Source organism: Cellulomonas palmilytica (genome assembly GCF_021590045.1).
In the GTDB taxonomy this organism is placed as follows: domain Bacteria; phylum Actinomycetota; class Actinomycetes; order Actinomycetales; family Cellulomonadaceae; genus Cellulomonas; species Cellulomonas palmilytica.
In genome coordinates this window covers 3114584-3130564 of sequence record NZ_CP062221.1, presented here as the reverse complement: position 1 = coordinate 3130564, position 15981 = coordinate 3114584, and the positions used below count along the sequence as shown (strand labels likewise).

12 protein-coding genes are annotated in these 15981 nt (G+C 74.2%); 8 read left to right on the top strand and 4 right to left on the bottom strand.

Features of this window, described 5'->3' with window-relative positions:
• Nucleotides 1-95 precede the first annotated feature (95 nt).
• Together F1D97_RS14160 and F1D97_RS14155 are read right to left on the bottom strand one after the other, a co-directional pair.
• Entirely contained in the window at nt 96-587 is a 492-nt protein-coding gene (locus F1D97_RS14160; RefSeq protein WP_236121159.1) for an NUDIX hydrolase, read from the bottom strand.
• Nucleotides 588-630: 43 nt separating this feature from the next.
• Nucleotides 631-1275, bottom strand: coding sequence for a Ykof family thiamine-binding protein (locus tag F1D97_RS14155; protein ID WP_236121158.1), 645 nt, complete (start codon nt 1273-1275; stop codon nt 631-633).
• Between the two features lie 285 nt (nt 1276-1560).
• On the opposite strand from F1D97_RS14155, the gene F1D97_RS14150 reads away from it, so the two are divergent.
• From F1D97_RS14150 to F1D97_RS14135, 4 genes are all read left to right on the top strand, one after another.
• Nucleotides 1561-3201 carry an ABC transporter substrate-binding protein gene (locus F1D97_RS14150; RefSeq protein WP_236121157.1) on the top strand — a complete coding sequence of 547 codons (1641 nt, stop codon included), beginning with the start codon at nt 1561-1563 and terminating at the stop codon, nt 3199-3201.
• A 79-nt stretch (nt 3202-3280) separates the two neighbouring features.
• On the top strand, nt 3281-4375 hold the full coding sequence (locus F1D97_RS14145) for an ABC transporter permease (protein ID WP_236121156.1): 1095 nt from the start codon (nt 3281-3283) through the stop codon (nt 4373-4375).
• 1 nt (nt 4376) lies between these two features.
• A complete protein-coding gene (locus tag F1D97_RS14140; protein ID WP_236121155.1) occupies nt 4377-5501 on the top strand; it encodes an ABC transporter permease in 1125 nt (374 codons plus the stop codon).
• Nucleotides 5498-7189, top strand: coding sequence for an ABC transporter ATP-binding protein (locus F1D97_RS14135; RefSeq protein ID WP_236121154.1), 1692 nt, complete (start codon nt 5498-5500; stop codon nt 7187-7189). The genes F1D97_RS14140 and F1D97_RS14135 overlap by 4 nt, the downstream gene beginning before the upstream one ends.
• 16 nt (nt 7190-7205) lie before the next feature.
• Here F1D97_RS14135 and F1D97_RS14130 read toward each other — a convergent pair whose 3' ends face one another.
• A complete protein-coding gene (locus F1D97_RS14130) occupies nt 7206-8903 on the bottom strand; it encodes an alpha/beta hydrolase (RefSeq protein ID WP_236121153.1) in 1698 nt (565 codons plus the stop codon).
• Nucleotides 8904-8970: 67 nt separating this feature from the next.
• Here F1D97_RS14130 and F1D97_RS14125 point away from each other — a divergent pair, with 67 nt between their 5' ends.
• The 3 genes from F1D97_RS14125 (at nt 8971) to F1D97_RS14115 (ending at nt 12888) form a co-directional block, all read left to right on the top strand.
• On the top strand, nt 8971-9606 hold the full coding sequence (locus F1D97_RS14125; RefSeq protein WP_236121152.1) for a CYTH domain-containing protein: 636 nt from the start codon (nt 8971-8973) through the stop codon (nt 9604-9606).
• Nucleotides 9607-9723: 117 nt separating this feature from the next.
• Nucleotides 9724-12198, top strand: a complete 2475-nt coding sequence (locus F1D97_RS14120; protein ID WP_236121151.1) for a hypothetical protein — start codon at nt 9724-9726, stop codon at nt 12196-12198.
• Between the two features lie 3 nt (nt 12199-12201).
• A complete protein-coding gene (locus F1D97_RS14115; RefSeq protein WP_236121150.1) occupies nt 12202-12888 on the top strand; it encodes a hypothetical protein in 687 nt (228 codons plus the stop codon).
• 10 nt (nt 12889-12898) lie between these two features.
• Here F1D97_RS14115 and F1D97_RS14110 read toward each other — a convergent pair whose 3' ends face one another.
• Nucleotides 12899-13948 (bottom strand): glutathione S-transferase family protein, encoded by a 1050-nt coding sequence (locus F1D97_RS14110; protein ID WP_236121149.1) that lies wholly within the window; start codon nt 13946-13948, stop codon nt 12899-12901.
• Between the two features lie 77 nt (nt 13949-14025).
• Here F1D97_RS14110 and F1D97_RS14105 point away from each other — a divergent pair, with 77 nt between their 5' ends.
• Nucleotides 14026-15945 (top strand): hypothetical protein, encoded by a 1920-nt coding sequence (locus F1D97_RS14105; RefSeq protein ID WP_236121148.1) that lies wholly within the window; start codon nt 14026-14028, stop codon nt 15943-15945.
• Nucleotides 15946-15981 lie beyond the last annotated feature (36 nt).

Below are 15981 nucleotides of genomic sequence, written 5' to 3'. Positions count from 1 at the left end.
ACCCGCGACGAGGGCTCCCCGGCCGTGCCGGTGGAGCCCTCGCCGTGTCCGGGCCCTGGTCAGAGCCCTGGTCCGGGCCTTGGTCAGGGCCGTGGTCAGCGCGGCAGCGAGACGACCGCGGGCAGCGACGTGCCCGTGGCGAGCGCGTCGAGCACGAGGCGCTCGTGCGGGACGACGTCCGGCAGCGCCGCGAGCGGGAACCAGCCCATCGCGGCGCTCTTGTCCGGCTCCTGGAGCGTCGGGTCGCCGTCCCACGAGCGCGCGAGGAAGAACGCGTCGAGCCGCTGCTCGACGGCGGGTCCGCCGCGCTCGAACCGGTGCAGCGCGGTGAGGGGGACGAGGTCGGCGACGTCGACGCGGACGCCGCCCTCCTCGAACGCCTCGCGCACCGCGGCCTCGTGCACCGACTCGCCCGGGTCGACGTGGCCCGCGAGCACGCCCCACCGGCCGTCCATGTAGCCGGTGTTCTGCCGCAGCTGCAGCAGCACCTCGTCGTCGCGCCGCAGCACGACGTACGCGGCGGCGACCAGCAGGCTGCGGTGCCCGAGGTGGTCGTCGGGACGGTAGCGCTCGGGGGTGTCGGTCACCTGGCGATCATCCCCGACGGACGGGTCGGCGGTGCGCCGGTGCTCACCAGGACGGCGACGCGACGACGAACGTGGCGTGGGTCGCGACGTGGCGCACGGTCCGCCCCGCGGCGAGCCAGCCCTCCACGACCGTCGTGAGCACGTCGGCGAGGTCGCCGTCGAGCCGCGTGACGAAGTGCTCGGGGGTGACCTCGACGCGCCGGTGCGCGGCCTCGACGGCGGCCGCGATGGTTGCCATGTGGTTCCCGGGGCGTCCGGTCGTGCCGTCGTCCAGCGGGTACAGCGACCAGTGCGCGGCGGTCGGCATGCCGCAGCGGGGCAGGTAGGGGACGGCGGGCGTCGCGAGGACGACGTCGTCGGGCAGCTCGCACGCGACCTCGCCCGGGCAGCCGCGCGACAGGTGGACGTGGGCGACGAGGTGCCCGCCCGCCTCGGCGGCGGCGCGCAGCGCGTCGAACAGGTACCGCACGACGGCGTCCTCGGTGCCGCGCACGAACGTCGTGACGTCGTCGGTGGTGACCTCGACGTCGTCGGCCTGCGCGGCGTCGAGCGCGTCGACGATGACGTCGACGAAGTCGTCGCGGTGCGGGTGGAGGGAGAAGCGTGCGCCGATCCCCAGGTCGCTGGGTGTCGGTCGGCTCCTGCGGTCGGTCGGTGCTGTCGCGAGCGTGCGCGTGTCGTGCGTCATCGGTGTGCCCCCTAGTCGTGACGGACGAGGCGAGCGGCGACGGCTCGTGCCGTCGCGGCACGCCCCGCTGGACGACCTTAGCGAGTAGGGCGGAATGTCCGGGATGTCCGTCCCGCGGTGTGGACGCGCTCTCACACCGTGGGCGTTCCCGGGCCGTGACCGAATCGAGATCGCGATGTTACTCACCGGTAAGACACCGGTTACCCAGGTCACACCCGTGTGCTACACAGGCCCCCACCACGTACTGCGCCGGTCTCCAGCCGGCCCCCACGGAAGAGGTGACGGATGACCTCCGCACGCAACCGTCGTCGCATGATCGCGACGGCCGCAGGTCTCACGGTCGGAGCGCTCGTGCTCACGGCCTGCTCGGGCAACGACGACTCCGCCGACGGCGACTCGACGAGCGGCGGCGGGGGCACGCTGACGATCGGGACCACCGACAAGGTCACCACCCTGGACCCGGCCGGCTCGTACGACAACGGCTCGTTCGCGGTCATGAACCAGGTGTTCCCGTTCCTGCTGAACACCCCGTACGGCAGCCCGGACGTCCAGCCCGACATCGCGGAGTCGGCCGAGTTCACCGCACCCACCGAGTACACGGTCAAGCTCAAGGCCGGCCTGAAGTGGGCGAACGGCAACGACCTCACCTCCTCGGACGTGAAGTTCTCGTTCGACCGCCAGGTCGCGATCGCCGACGAGAACGGCCCGTCGTCGCTGCTCTACAACCTGGACAGCGTCGAGGCCGTCGACGAGACGACGGTCGTGTTCCACCTCAAGAGCGAGAACGACCAGGTCTTCCCGCAGATCCTGTCGAGCCCCGCGGGCCCGATCGTCGACGAGGACGTCTTCGCGGCCGACGCGCTGACCCCGGACGCCGACATCGTCAAGGGCAACGCGTTCGCCGGTCAGTACGTCATCACCGGCTACGACTTCAACAACCTGGTGTCGTACGAGGCGTACGCGGACTACCAGGGCGTCCTGGGCGCGGCGAAGACGAAGGAGGTCAACGTCAAGTACTACGCGGACGCCTCCAACCTCAAGCTCGACATCCAGCAGGGCAACATCGACGTCGCGTTCCGCAGCCTCACGGCCACGGACATCGAGGACCTGCGCGGGAACGACGCCGTCAAGGTCGTCGACGGCCCCGGCGGCGAGATCCGCTACATCACCTTCAACTTCGACACGCAGCCGTTCGGCGCCAAGACGCCCGAGGCGGACCCGGCCAAGGCGCTCGCGGTCCGTCAGGCGGTCGCGGACCTCCTGGACCGTGAGGCGATCTCGGAGCAGGTCTACAAGGGCACCTACACGCCGCTGTACTCCTACGTCCCCGCCGGTCTGACGGGTGCGACCGAGTCGCTCAAGGGCCTGTACGGCGACGGCTCCGGCGGAGCCGACGCGGCGAAGGCCAAGGAGCGCCTCGCGGCCGCGGGCGTCACGACGCCGGTCGCGCTCGGCCTGCAGTACTCGAACGACCACTACGGCCCGTCGTCGGCCGACGAGTACGCCATGATCAAGGACCAGCTCGAGGCGGACGGCCTGTTCACGGTCGACCTGCAGACCACGGAGTGGGTGCAGTACTCCAAGGACCGCACCGCTGACGTCTACCCGGCGTACCAGCTCGGCTGGTTCCCGGACTACTCGGACGCGGACAACTACCTCACGCCGTTCTTCCTCACGGAGAACTTCCTGGCGAACCACTACGACAACTCCGAGGTCAACGACCTGATCCTCGAGCAGGCGGTCACCACGGACGCCGACGCGCGCACCGCGCTGATCGAGGAGATCCAGGACAAGGTCGCCGCCGACCTGTCGACCGTCCCGTACCTGCAGGGTGCGCAGGTCGCGGTCGTCGGCAAGGACGTGCAGGGCACGGAGGACACGCTCGACGCGTCCTTCAAGTTCCGCTACGGCGCACTCGCCAAGTGACCCGTCGACGGCCCGTCCCGCACCGTGCGGGGCGGGCCGTCGCCCGTCACGCACCTCCGACGTCGAACCGGGACCACCCATGACCACCCTGACCACGGACGACGCGGCGAACGCCGCGCCGGCGGCCGCGACGCCCCGGAGAAGGCGCCCCGGTGGCGGCCTCGGCCGCTACCTGCTGGTCCGCTTCCTGCTGATCTTCCCGACGATCCTCATCCTCGTGACGACCGTGTTCGTCATGATGCGGGCGACGGGTGACCCCATCACCGCGGCCCTCGGCGGCCGCCTGACGGCCGACCAGCTCGCCGAGCGCATCCACGAGGCGGGCTACGACCGGCCGATCGTCGTGCAGTACCTCGAGTACCTCGGGGGGATCCTGCGCGGCGACTTCGGCACGACGATCTCCGACAACCGGCCCGTGACCGAGGTGCTGGTCACGTACGGCGCGGCGACGCTCGAGCTCGCGGTGTACGCGCTCGTCGTCGCGTTCGCGGTCGGCATCCCGTTCGGTCGGCTGGCCGCCGCACGGCGCGACACCGGCACGGACGCGACGCTGCGCGTCTCCGCCGTCCTCGTGTACGCGACACCCGTGTTCTTCGCGGGGATGCTGCTCAAGCTCGTGTTCTCGGTGTGGCTCGGCTGGCTGCCCGTCGCGGGCCGCGCGTCGACCGGCGCCGAGATCCAGATGCAGCGCAAGGGGGCGGACACCGGGATCTACCTCATCGACGCGATCAGCACGGGCGACGGGGCCGTCGTCCTCGACGTGCTCGAGCACGCGGTGCTGCCCGCGGTCGCGCTCGGCCTCCTCACGGCGGGGGTGTTCCTGCGCCTGGTGCGCACCAACGTCATCGGCACGCTCACCACGGGCTACGTCGAGGCCGCGCGCTCGCGCGGCGTCGCCGAGCGGCGGCTGCTGCGCAAGCACGCGTGGCGTCCCGCGCTCGTGCCGATCATCACCGTCATCGGCCTGCAGATCGCGCTGCTGCTCGCGGGCGCGGTGCTCACCGAGACGACGTTCGAGTGGAAGGGGCTGGGCTTCCAGCTCGTGCAGTACCTGCTCGCGCGCGACTTCGTCGCGGTGCAGGGCATGGTCGCGCTCCTCGCGGTGATCGTCGCGGTGACCAACTTCGTCGTCGACGTGATCGCGGCGCTCGTCGACCCCCGGGTGAGGTACTGACATGGCGACGCAGACCCCTGTCCCCACGCCCGCGGCGACGCCGGCGACCCCCGAGCACACGTCGCGCTGGAAGCGGCTGCCCGTCGTGCACCAGCTGCGCACGAGCGTCGGCCTCCAGCGCGGCATGCTCGTCGCGGGCCTCGTGCTGTGCGCGGTCTTCCTGGTCACGGCGGTCCTCGCGCCCGTGCTCGCGCCGTACGGCTGGGCGCAGCTGCGCGCGGACGGCGAGCTGTTCGGCGCGCACGTCGAACCGAACGCCGACCACCTGCTCGGTACCACGGTCGCGGGCTACGACGTGCTGTCCCGCGTCATCTGGGGCGCGCGCACCGCGTTGTACACGATCGTCATCGGCGTCGTGGCGTCCATCGTCATCGGCGTCGTGCTGGGACTCGTGTCCGGGTACTTCGGCGGGTGGCTCGACCGCGTGCTCGTCGTGGTGTCCGACGCGATCTACGCGTTCCCGTCGCTGCTGCTCGCGATCCTCGCGGCCATCGTCATCAGCGGCGGCCAGTCGTCGATGTGGGGCGGCGTGATCGCCACGGCCGTGTCCATCACGGTGGTGTTCATCCCGCAGTACTTCCGGGTCGTGCGCGCCGAGGTGGTGCGCGTCAAGGGCGAGGCGTTCGTCGAGTCGGCGCGCGTCGTCGGCTCGGGCCACGTGCGGATCATGACGCGCCACGTGCTGCGCAACGCGATCCGCACGCTCCCGCTGATCGTCACGCTCAACGCGTGCGAGGCGGTCCTCACGCTCGCCGGCCTCGGCTTCCTGGGCTTCGGCATCGAGCCGACCGCCGCGGGCGACTGGGGCTACGACCTGCACAAGGCGCTCGCGGACGTCACGAGCGGCATCTGGTGGACCGCCATCCCGCCGGGCGTCGCGATCGTCCTCACGGCGCTCGGCGTGACGCTCGTCGGCGAGTCGCTCAACGACCTCGCCGACCCGCGCCTGCGCACGCGCCGCCGCAAGGCGCTCGTCGCGGGCGAGGTCGGCCAGACGGTCGTCGTGCCGGGCGGCGTGCTCGCGGCCGGGCCGGAGGGGGTCGGCGGCGTCGACGCGCTCGAGGGCCCGCCGCCGGACGTCGTGCCCGAGCCCGAGGACGGCCCGGACGAGGAGAAGGACCGATGAGCACACCCGTCGTCGACATCCGCGACCTGCGGATCACGTTCGACACCGACGCCGGACCCGTCGAGGCCGTCAAGGGCGTGAGCCTGCACGTCGAGCCCGGCGAGGTCCTCGCCGTGGTGGGGGAGTCCGGGTCCGGCAAGACCGTCACGGCCCGCACGATCCTCGGCCTGCTGCCGCGCACCGCGCGCACGCAGGGCGCGGTCCTGCTGTCGGGCCGCGGCGGGGGCGACGCGCGTGACGTCACGAGCGCGTCGTCCTCCGAGCTGCGCAGGCTGCGCGGTCAGGACGCCGCGATGGTGTTCCAGGAGCCGTCGTCGGTGCTCAACCCGGTCTACCCGGTGGGTTGGCAGATCGCCGAGGGGCTGCGCGCGCACACGCGCATGTCACGCGCCGAGGCCCGCGAGAAGGCCATCGACGTCCTGCGCCGCGTCGGGATCCCCGACCCCGAGCACCGCGTCGACCACTACCCCCACCAGTTCTCGGGCGGGCAGAAGCAGCGCATCGTCATCGCGCAGGCGCTCGTGCTCAACCCGGGCCTGGTGATCGCCGACGAGCCGACCACGGCCCTCGACGTCACCGTCCAGGCGGAGATCCTCGACCTGCTGCGCATCCTGCCGCGCGAGTTCGGTGCGGCGATCGTGCTCATCACGCACAACATGGGCGTGGTCGCCGACCTCGCGGACCGCGTGGCCGTCATGTACGACGGCGAGATCGTCGAGCAGGCCGACGTGCGCGCGCTCTTCGCGGCACCCCAGCACCCCTACACGCGCCGGCTCCTGGACTCGGTGCCGCGCATCGGCGGTCCGTCGCTGCGCGAGCGGGTCGAGCCGACCCTCACGTCGCGCCCGTCCGACGAGGCCGCGGGCGCGGTCGTGCGGGCACGCGCGCTCGAGGTGACCTACCCGGGACGCCTGCGCAAGCCGGGCTTCCGCGCGGTCGACGGCGTCGACCTGCACATCGGGCCCGGTGAGGTGCTCGGCCTGGTGGGCGAGTCCGGCTCCGGGAAGACCACGATCGGACGCGCGATCGCGGGCCTCACGCACGTCACGGGCGGGTCGCTCGAGGTGCTCGGGGTCGAGATGAACGGCGTGCGGGAGCGCCGGTTCCGTCCCGTGCGCAAGCGCATCGGGTTCGTGTTCCAGGACCCGGCGACGAGCTTCAACCCGCTGCTCACGATCGCGCAGTGCGTCGCGGAGCCGCTCGTCGTGCACGGCGTCGCCTCCTCGCCGCAAGCGGCGCGCGGCCGGGTCGACGAGCTGCTCGAGGCGGTCCAGCTGCCGCGCGCGTTCGGCGACCGGTTCCCGCACGAGCTGTCGGGCGGGCAGCGCCAGCGCGCGTCGTTGGCCCGCGCGCTCGCGCTCGACCCCGAGCTGCTGATCGCGGACGAGCCGACGTCCGCGCTCGACGTGTCCGTGCAGGCGCGTGTGCTCGACCTGTTCGCGCGGCTGCAGGCGGAGCTCGGGTTCGCGTGCCTGTTCATCAGCCACGACCTCGCGGTGGTCGACCTGCTGGCCGACCGGATCGCGGTGCTGCACCGCGGGTCGCTCGTCGAGGAGGGCACGGGCGCGCAGGTGCTCGGGGACCCGCAGCACCCGTACACGCAGCGCCTCCTGGCGTCGCTGCCCGTGCCGGACCCGGTCGAGCAGGCCGAGCGACGCGCCCGGTGGCAGGAGCTGCGCGGCGCATGAGCTGACGAGCGGCGGGTCAGGCCACCGACTCCACGAGCGCGACCACCTCGCGCAGCACGGCCGTGTCGTCGTCGGACCACCCGTCCGGCGGGGCGATCGCGGACCACCCGTCGGCGTACTCGGTGTGGTAGTTGTGCCCGTGCCCGGCAGGCGCCGACCCGGCGACGAACAGGTCGATCGTCGTCTGCCAGAACGTGATGAGCGGGTACCAGCGCGTCGACGGCAGCACGTCGCTGCCGCGCGGTTCGGAGAGCCAGTCCGGCTTGTTGAGCACGAGCCGCGGCGACCACCACACGACCCCGTCGGACGCGTGCTGGTCGTACACGACGCGCGGCTGCGACCAGTCGGTGCCCAGCGCCCAGAGCTGACGGTCGTCGCCGTCGGCGGGGCGGTTCGCCCACCGCACCGTGCGGCCGTCGTCGAGCACGGGCGTGATCTGCGGCGAGCCGGGGTCGCGCTCGGCGGTGAGCTCGCCCCACAGCTGCGTGAAGCCCGGGGTCCCGACCCACAGCGCGCCGTCGGTACGGGCCTCGACGTCCTGCAGCGAGGAGAACGCGCCCTGGCTGCCGTAGGACCCGAGCGAGATGCCCGCGACGTACAGCGCGGGTCGCGCGTCGGCGGGCAGCTGCGACCAGCGCTCGTAGACCGCCTCGAACAGCGCGCGGCCCGCGGCGGGCGGCGTCGAACGGTCCCCGACGAAGCTCACCCACGACGGCAGGTACGAGTACTGCATCGACGCGATCGCGGTGTCGCCGCCCCACAGGAGCTCGAGCGCGTCGGCCATCGACGGGTCCACCCACCCGGTGCCCGTCGCGGTGACGACGGCGAGCACCGACCGGTCCCAGGCGTCCGTCCGGTCGAGCTCGGCGACGACGAGCTGCGCGACCTCGTCGAGCGTGTCACCGGTCGAGAGCCCCGCGTAGGCGCGGATCGGCTCCTGCAGCGGGGCGGTCCGGCCGGTGCGCTGCGCGATCTCCTCGAAGTGCGCGGCCGGACGCCCGCCCGCGACGAACGTGCGGCCCTGCAGGCCCAGGTCGTCCCAGGCGACGAGCGAGTCGGGCGAGCCCGAGCGGAGCGGGTCGGTGGGCTGCACGACGCCCTCGGCGGTGCCCTCGTCCACCGTCGAGTAGACGTCGTTGAGCGCGGCGAGCCCGCCCCGCACCACCGTCCCGTCGAGCACGACGACCGTGAGCCACGCGACGAGCGCGACCGCGACGAGCCGCGCGACCGGCAGCGGCACCCAGCGCCCCACCACGCGGCGCACCAGCCGCGTGACCCACCGCGTCACGCGGCGCAGCCCGCGCCCGACGAGCAGCAGGAGCAGGGCGACGACGAGCGCGAGGACGAGCACCACGAACGGGTGCGACGACTCGGCGGGCGGCATCCCGAACAGCGCGCGCAGGTCGTCCTGCCACGTGCGGTTCCACCACAGCGCCCACGGCACGACGAGCACCGCGGCGACCAGCAGCACGCGCCGGAACCACCGGCTCCCGCGCCGGGACCACGGCACGCCGGCGCGGCGCACCACCCACGCGAGCAGCACGCCCACGCCGTACCCGATCGCCGCGCAGATGCCGGCGACCGCGCCCTGGTAGAACGCGGCCCGGGGCACGAGCGCGGGACCGAGCGCGACCGCGAAGAACACCAGCGCGACGGCCAGCCCCGGCCCGGAGAAGCGCCGCAGCCACCGACGGAACCGACCGACGCTCGTCATGCGACTCTCCGATCGCTCGCGGCGCGGCACCCCCCACGCGCGTCGTTCGTGACCCTAGCGTGGTGCCGTGAGCGACACCGGCTACGGCGACTTCGAGTTCGAGCGGCGGTTCTGGGTCCGGGACCTGCCCGTGGACCTGCTCGACGAGTCCCCGACGATCATCGTGCAGTCGTACTTCCTGGCCGACGAGGGCTTCGCGCTGCGGGTGCGCGTGCAGACCTCGGGCGGCGCACCCGCGGTCGACCCGGCCCGCTCGCCGCTGGAGGTGCTCGACGAGCACGCCGACCGGTTCGACTTCTGCGCCGTCACGGTCAAGGGCCCCATGAACTCCGGCACGCGCTACGAGGCCGAGCGCGAGCTCGACGTCGCGGTCGGGATGGAGCTCGTGCGGCGCGGCGGGCAGCGCGTCGCCAAGACACGGCACTCGGTGTGGCTGGGTGACGACGGCTGGGTGGTCGACGTGTTCGCGGGCGCGAACGCGCCGCTCGTCGTGGCCGAGGTCGAGCGCGGCGGGCCGGTCACGGACCTCGTCGTGCCCGAGTTCTGCGTCACCGAGGTGACCGACGACCCGCGGTTCGGGAACGACGCGCTCGCCCGCACGCCGTACGGACCGTGGGCCGCTCGGTACGAGCGCGAGCTCGCCGCGACGGGGCCCCGGTTCCTTCCCGGCCTCGGCCGCACGCGTCGCGCCGGCCAGGACTGACCGCCCGCTCCACCGGGGGCCTCGGCGCCCACGTCGGCCCCGCGGGCGGGTGAAGACACGCGCCGCGCCCACCCCTATCGTTCGAGAGAGCGCGTCGCGGGCGGAGGGGGCCGGGCGATGGGGCATGACGCGAACCGTGAGCCCGACGACGGGCGCGGTCCGGACGGCGAGCAGGTCCACGGGCTGCTGTCGCTCGTCGGCGTCGTCCTCGCCCTCGTCGTCGGACCGGTGCTGTGGTGGTGGACGGACGTCACGCCCCCCGCCGCGGTCCTGCTGACCCTCGTCGCGCTGGTCGGTGCGGTCACGCTCGCGTCCACGAACTGGCGCCGGGCGTCGCTGCGTCTGGTCGCCGCGCTCGGCGTCGCGATCCTGGCCCTCATGCTCGTCGACGTCGGCCGTGACGTGCGCGCCGCCCAGTCGCTCGACGAGGCGCGGTCCGAGCTCGGCGCTCTGCGGTCGGCTGCCGACAGCCTCGAGTCGACGGTCCGCGAGACCGAGGAGTCACGCGCCGCCGCGCTCGCGAAGAGGGTCTCGGCGCTCCGGACGCTCGCGCAGGAAGCCCGCGGGTCGGACGTCGGCGTGGGTGCGCTCGCGGACCGGGCGGACGAGGTCGCGGACGCGATCGAGGCGGACGACGACGAGCGGGTCGCGTCGGCGAGCGCGAGGTTCGCGCGGGCCGTGCCCGCGTCGGCCGCTCCCGTGGTCGTCGAGCTCCAGGAGGCGATCGAGGGCGCGGTCGGCGCGTTCGGGAGCCGGTCCGACGCGTCGACGGCGAACGCGCAGGTCGAGGCCGCGCTCACGCGCGCGGACGCCGCCACCGGGAACCAGGCGGGCGCGGCGGGGGAGGTGGACGGGGCCGCCGTCGCCGTGGCCGTCGTGCGGCTGCGGCTCGCCGAGCTCCGGGCGGAACTGTTCGGCCGGCCGGAGGACGACACGGCTGTCGCGGAGGCGACGGACGCGCTGACCGCGGCGCTCGCCGCGACGCCGCGCTGGGCGCCGCAGGAGGTCACCGTCGGCACCGCGTTCAGCGCCGGAGCGCGGGACGTGCTCGTGGGTGGCTCGTCGGACCCGTCCGACGTGCGGCTCGTCCCCGAGCCGGCGACGTGGGTGCTGCTCGGGCTCGCCGCGCTGCTGTTCTGGCGCTGGGTCGAGAAGCGCAGCGCCCGGCAGCTGCCCGGCCCGGTCCGGCCGACGCTCACGCCGTACACGCCGAAGGACGGCGGCCCGGACACGGCCGACGACCAGAAGGCGGTGTTCCGGGCGGCGCTGCTGCGCAACATCTCGGAGCCCGCGGCGGTGCCGGGAGCCACGGCGCTGCAGTCGCTGACCGACCTGGCGGAGCTCGCGCCCACGGGGCCGACGTCCTGGATCACGCGCGTCGCGACGGCCGTGTCCCACGTCCTGCAGGCGCCGGTCGGCTACGACGTCACCGCGGAGGTCGCCCCGCCCGCGGGCGGGTCCACCACGGGCCGGTTCCGGGTCCTGGTGCGGATCTCCGACCGTGCCGGGAGCCGGTCGGACACGGTCGCGTCGGTCGTCGGGACGACCGCGGTCGGCGCGTGCCGGACCGCCGGGTACTGGGCGGCCGCGGCCGTGCTCGCGCGCAGCAGCCGGGTCCCGCGGTGGGCCCGGTGGACGCCGGAGAGCGCGCGGTCGCTCGCGGCGTACGACAGCGCGAACGACGTGGACGCGGCCGACTCGACCTGGGAGGAGCTCGCGCGTGCGGTCGCCGCGGCGCCCGACAGCGGGGTGCTCCTGCACCAGTGGGCGGACTGGTGCGACCTGCACGGACGGCACCTCGAGGCGCTCGGGCTGTACGCGCGGGCGGTCGCCGCGCACCCGCGGTTCCCCGCGGCCCGATACCGCCTGGCCGTGTCGCTCACGATGCTCGCGAGCGCGACGCGCGCCGGGGGCGGCTGGTGCGCCGGGTCGGCGGACGAGCGCGCCCGGACCGTGGCGCAGCTGCGCCGCGCGTGCCGGGGGATGGGGCTCGGGCCGCAGGTGGACGACCACCTCGTGACGCTGACGGCCGCGGAGGCGACGGAGGCGAGCACGGCGTCGGGCGCGGTCGCCGGCGCGCTCTTCGACCACCTGCGCACCAGCACGCGGTGGTGGCGCATCCCCTGGTCCGGGCTCCGCCGGAGCGAGCGGGACGTGTTCTGGCCGCCGGGGTGGGAGAAGCTCGGCGAGCGCGGGGCCTGGTCCCGGGCGCGGTGGGTCGCCCGGTCCGGTGCGCTCACCCACATGGCGCGCGCCGGGAGCAGCGACCTCGAGCGCGAGCGCGACGCCGCGATCACCGTCGCCCGGCGGCGGGGCAGCTTCTGGCAGCTGTCCTACAACGTCGCGTGCTCGTACGCGCTGGAGCTCGCGGAGCAGTCCGCGCGGGCGAGGAACGGCGGCAGGCCGCTCAGCTACGACGAGCTCGTCAACCGCGACCGGGCGCTCGAGTGGCTCGAGACGGTGCTCGAGCGACCCGGCTCCACCCAGATGGCCCTGGACTGGCTGCGAGCGGACCCCGATCTGGCGAGCGTGCGGGACCACCCACGGTTCGCGTGGGTGTGCGCGCAGGTGGACGACGACGAGGAGGCGTGAGCCGTGGACGACGTGATCGGGACCCGCGTGGCCGAGCACCTGCCGGTGTGGACGGCGTTCGTCACGGCACGGCTCGCCCGCGCCGAGGCGCTCGTCGCGCCGCTCGTCGCGGTCGAGACGGCGTCCGACGCGGTGCCGTGGCGCCCCACCTCGGTCGCCTGGTCGCTGCAGGACGGACGCGGAGGGGCGACGGTCGAGTCAGCGGTGGCGAGCACGGAAGGGGCCGTGCGGGTGGCCGCCGAGGTCGACCTGAGCGTGGACGACCTCCAGGTCCCTGTGCGGCCGACGTTCTCCGCGGCCGTCGTGACCGTGGCCGACCTCTACGTGTCGACCGTCGTCGAGCGCGTGCTCGCGCGGGTGACGGACCGACGCGACGACGACCCCAGGTCCGTCGACCCGCAGCACCGCTGGCCGGTCGGGGGACGGGTCGTCGGTCGCGGCAGGGCCGCGGACCACCTCGCGTCGACGCGTCGCGCCGAGGTCGTGAACCCGAAAGGTCTGCCGCTCGGCGTGGCCCGTGGTCGGGTGATCGAGGCCGTCGTGCTTCCCGCCCTGGAGGCACCGAGGATCGAGCTGCTCGACGTCCCGTGCGTCACCTGGACGCGTCGGAACGCCGGCGTGCGGCTGCTCATCTCCCGGCAGTTCTTCGTGACGCCCGCCTCGGGTGCGATCGCGTTCCTGCGCGTGTAGGCCTCGGCGGTCACGCCGGGCGTGGGGCGGAGTGCTCCGCGGGGACGTGCTCACCCGGGGCGACCGGCCCGGGCGGTGTGCCGTCGCCGAACGGGCGCCCGCCGAGCTGCTCGCGCGCGTGCGGTGCCCACCAGCCCGACAGGTCCGGACCGAGCGGGACGATGCCGCGCGGGTTCAGGTCGCGGTGCACCTCGTAGTAGTGCCGCTTGATGTGCACGAAGTCGACCGTGTCGCCGAACCCGGGCGTCTGGAACAGGTCGCGCGCGTACGCCCACAGCACCGGCATCGCGGCCAGCGTGCTCCGGTTGCACTTGAAGTGCCCGTGGTAGACCGCGTCGAACCGCACGAGCGTGGTGAACAGCCGCACGTCGGCCTCGGTGATCGTGTCGCCCACGAGGTAGCGCTGCGTCGCGAGCCGCTCGCTCAGCCGGTCGAGGCGGTCGAACAGGCGCGCGAAGGCCTTCTCGTACGAGGCCTGCTCGCCCGCGAACCCGCACCGGTACACGCCGTTGTTGACGTCGCGGTACACGAGGTCCGCGACCTCGTCGATCTCGTCGCGCAGATGGTCCGGGTACAGGTCGGGCGCGCCCTCGCGGTGGTACGCGGTCCACTGCGTCGACAGGTCGAGCGTGATCTGCGCGAAGTCGTTGGTGACGACCTGCCCGGTGGGGACGTCGACGATCGCGGGGACCGTGATGCCGCGCGGGTAGTCCGGGAACCGCGCGAGGTAGGCGTCGCGGACGCGCGGGATGCCGAGCACGGGGTCGACACCGCCCGGGTCGAGGTCGAACGTCCACGAGCGCTCGTCGTGCGTCGGCCCGCACACGCCCATCGACAGCACGGGCTCGAGCCCGAGCAGGCGTCGCACGATGATCGCGCGGTTCGCCCACGGGCAGGCACGCGCGACGACGAGGCGGTACCGGCCGGCTTCGACGGGGTAGCCGTCGCGGCCGTCCGCGGTGATGCGGGTCGTGATGTAGCGCGTGTCCCGCCGGTACTCGGTGCCGTCCTGCGAGTACACGCCGGGACGGTCGTGCGCGTCCTGCGCGGTGGTGCCCATCGTCCGATCATGCCCGCTGCGCGCACGGCCGGCAGCACTAGAGTGACGGGCCTTGCCACGGGCCGAAGGAGGTTGGCGTGCGTCGACGTCGCGTGGTCGTCACGGTGACGGCGCTGGCCGTGCTGGTCGCGGCGCTCGCCGTCGTGGCAGGGACGCAGGGCTGGCCGCGCGCCTGGTCGCCGCAGGGATCGCCGGGGCCGACGCCGCTCGTCTCGGCGTCCGCCGGGACGACGAGCGCGGCGCCGCGGCCGGGCCGGACGTCCGAGCCGGGCACGCTGTCCTCGCGCGTGCGTGCGCCCCGTGAGGCGGCGACCGTGCTGCCCGCGACCGACCCCGTCGCCGCGGCCGTCCAGGCGTCGTCCGCGGTGTTCGAGTCCGCGCCCGTCGTCGTCGTCGCATCCCACGACGATCCCGCGGCGCAGCTCACGGGCGCGTCCGCGGCCGTCGCCGTGGGCGGCCCGCTCCTGCTCGTGACGGGCACGGGTGCCGACCGTCCCGTGCAGGCCGAGGTCGTCCGGCTCGGGGCCCGGACGGTGCTCGTGGTCGGGTCGGCGAGCACGCGCAGCCTGCCCGAGGCCCTCACGCTGGTCCCCGTGACCGCCGGTGCGGGTCCCGACGAGCTCGCGGCGGTGACCGGTGAGCCGTTCGCCGAGCGTGTCGCCGCGAGGTCGCCGGTCTCCGCGGTCGCGCGGCTCGGCTCGGAGCCGTTCCCGGCGCTCGTCGTCCCGGGGTCCTCGCCGAAGGCGACGCCGAGGGCGACCGCCGCCGCGACCCGCGCGCCGACCTCGACGCCCACGGCCTCGACGCCCACGGCCTCGTCGACGCGGTCCTCGACGGCCGGCCCGAGCGCGCCGCCGAGCCCGACGACGAGCGCGACGCCGACCGCGTCGCCGAGCGCCGCGCGCACCCCGGCGCCCGAGCCGTCCCGCCTGCCCGCGACCCGACGGCCGCAGCGGGTCGAGGGGCTCGTCGGGCTCACGGGTGCGGGCGGCGACACGACGGCCGCCGTCGCGACGCTCCGGGCAGCGCGCGTCCCGCTGGTGTCCGTCCCCGGTGGAGACCCCCGCGCCGCGACGCGCACCGTGCGGGAGCTCGCGAAGGCCGAGACGACGCACGTCGTCGCGCTCGGGTCCGCGTTCGGTCCCGCGGACCGCCTCGCGACGCGCGTCGCGACCGCCGCGACCGGGACGCTCGCGCCAGGCGGCGGCCAGCTCGTGTTCCCGCAGGTCGAGGGCGTGCCGACCAAGCGGTACGTCGCGCTGTACGGGTCGCCCGGGTCGGGTGCGCTCGGGGTGCTCGGCGAGCAGGACGTGCCCGAGACGATCGCCCGCGCCCAGAAGGTCGCGCGGCACTACCGCCCGCTCACGGACGCGACGGTGGTCCCCGCGGTCGAGGTCATCGCGACCATCGCGTCCTCCGGAGCGGGCGACGATGGCGACTACTCGCGCGAGCGGTCGGTCGCCGAGCTGCGTCCGCTCGTCGAGGCGGCGGGGGAGGCGGGCGTCGCGGTCGTCCTCGACCTGCAGCCCGGCCGCACCGACTTCCTCACGCAGGCGAAGCGCTACCGCGAGCTCCTCGAGCTGCCGTACGTGGGCCTCGCGCTCGACCCCGAGTGGCGGCTGGAGCCCGACCAGGTGCACCTGGAGCAGATCGGGTCGGTCGGCATCGACGAGGTCAACGAGGTCGCCGACTGGCTCGCGGAGCTCACCGCGTCGAACCACCTGCCGCAGAAGATGTTCGTGCTCCACCAGTTCTCGCTGCGGATGATCTCGGACCGCGCGCGGCTCGACACGAGCCACGACGAGCTCGCGACGGTGATCCACGTCGACGGGCAGGGCACGCAGCCCGCCAAGCGGGACACGTGGCGCACGCTGCGCCGGGGCGCGCCGCCGGTGCACTGGGGGTGGAAGAACTTCCACGACGAGGACTCGCCCATGCTGACCCCGAAGGAGACGTACCAGGTCGACCCGGTCCCGGACCTCGTCACGTACCAGTGACGCCGCCCTGACGGCCGGCGGGCGCCGTGGCGTGGC

Bases quoted from the DNA above. Each gene is read 5' to 3' on its own strand.
- F1D97_RS14120 (WP_236121151.1), top strand. From the start codon at position 9,724: ATGGGGCATGACGCGAACCGTGAGCCCGACGACGGGCGCGGTCCGGAC.
- F1D97_RS14140 (WP_236121155.1), top strand. From the start codon at position 4,377: ATGGCGACGCAGACCCCTGTCCCCACGCCCGCGGCGACGCCGGCGACC.
- F1D97_RS14155 (WP_236121158.1), bottom strand. From the start codon at position 1,275: ATGACGCACGACACGCGCACGCTCGCGACAGCACCGACCGACCGCAGG.
- F1D97_RS14150 (WP_236121157.1), top strand. From the start codon at position 1,561: ATGACCTCCGCACGCAACCGTCGTCGCATGATCGCGACGGCCGCAGGT.
- F1D97_RS14135 (WP_236121154.1), top strand. From the start codon at position 5,498: ATGAGCACACCCGTCGTCGACATCCGCGACCTGCGGATCACGTTCGAC.
- F1D97_RS14110 (WP_236121149.1), bottom strand. From the start codon at position 13,948: ATGGGCACCACCGCGCAGGACGCGCACGACCGTCCCGGCGTGTACTCG.
- F1D97_RS14130 (WP_236121153.1), bottom strand. From the start codon at position 8,903: ATGACGAGCGTCGGTCGGTTCCGTCGGTGGCTGCGGCGCTTCTCCGGG.
- F1D97_RS14145 (WP_236121156.1), top strand. From the start codon at position 3,281: ATGACCACCCTGACCACGGACGACGCGGCGAACGCCGCGCCGGCGGCC.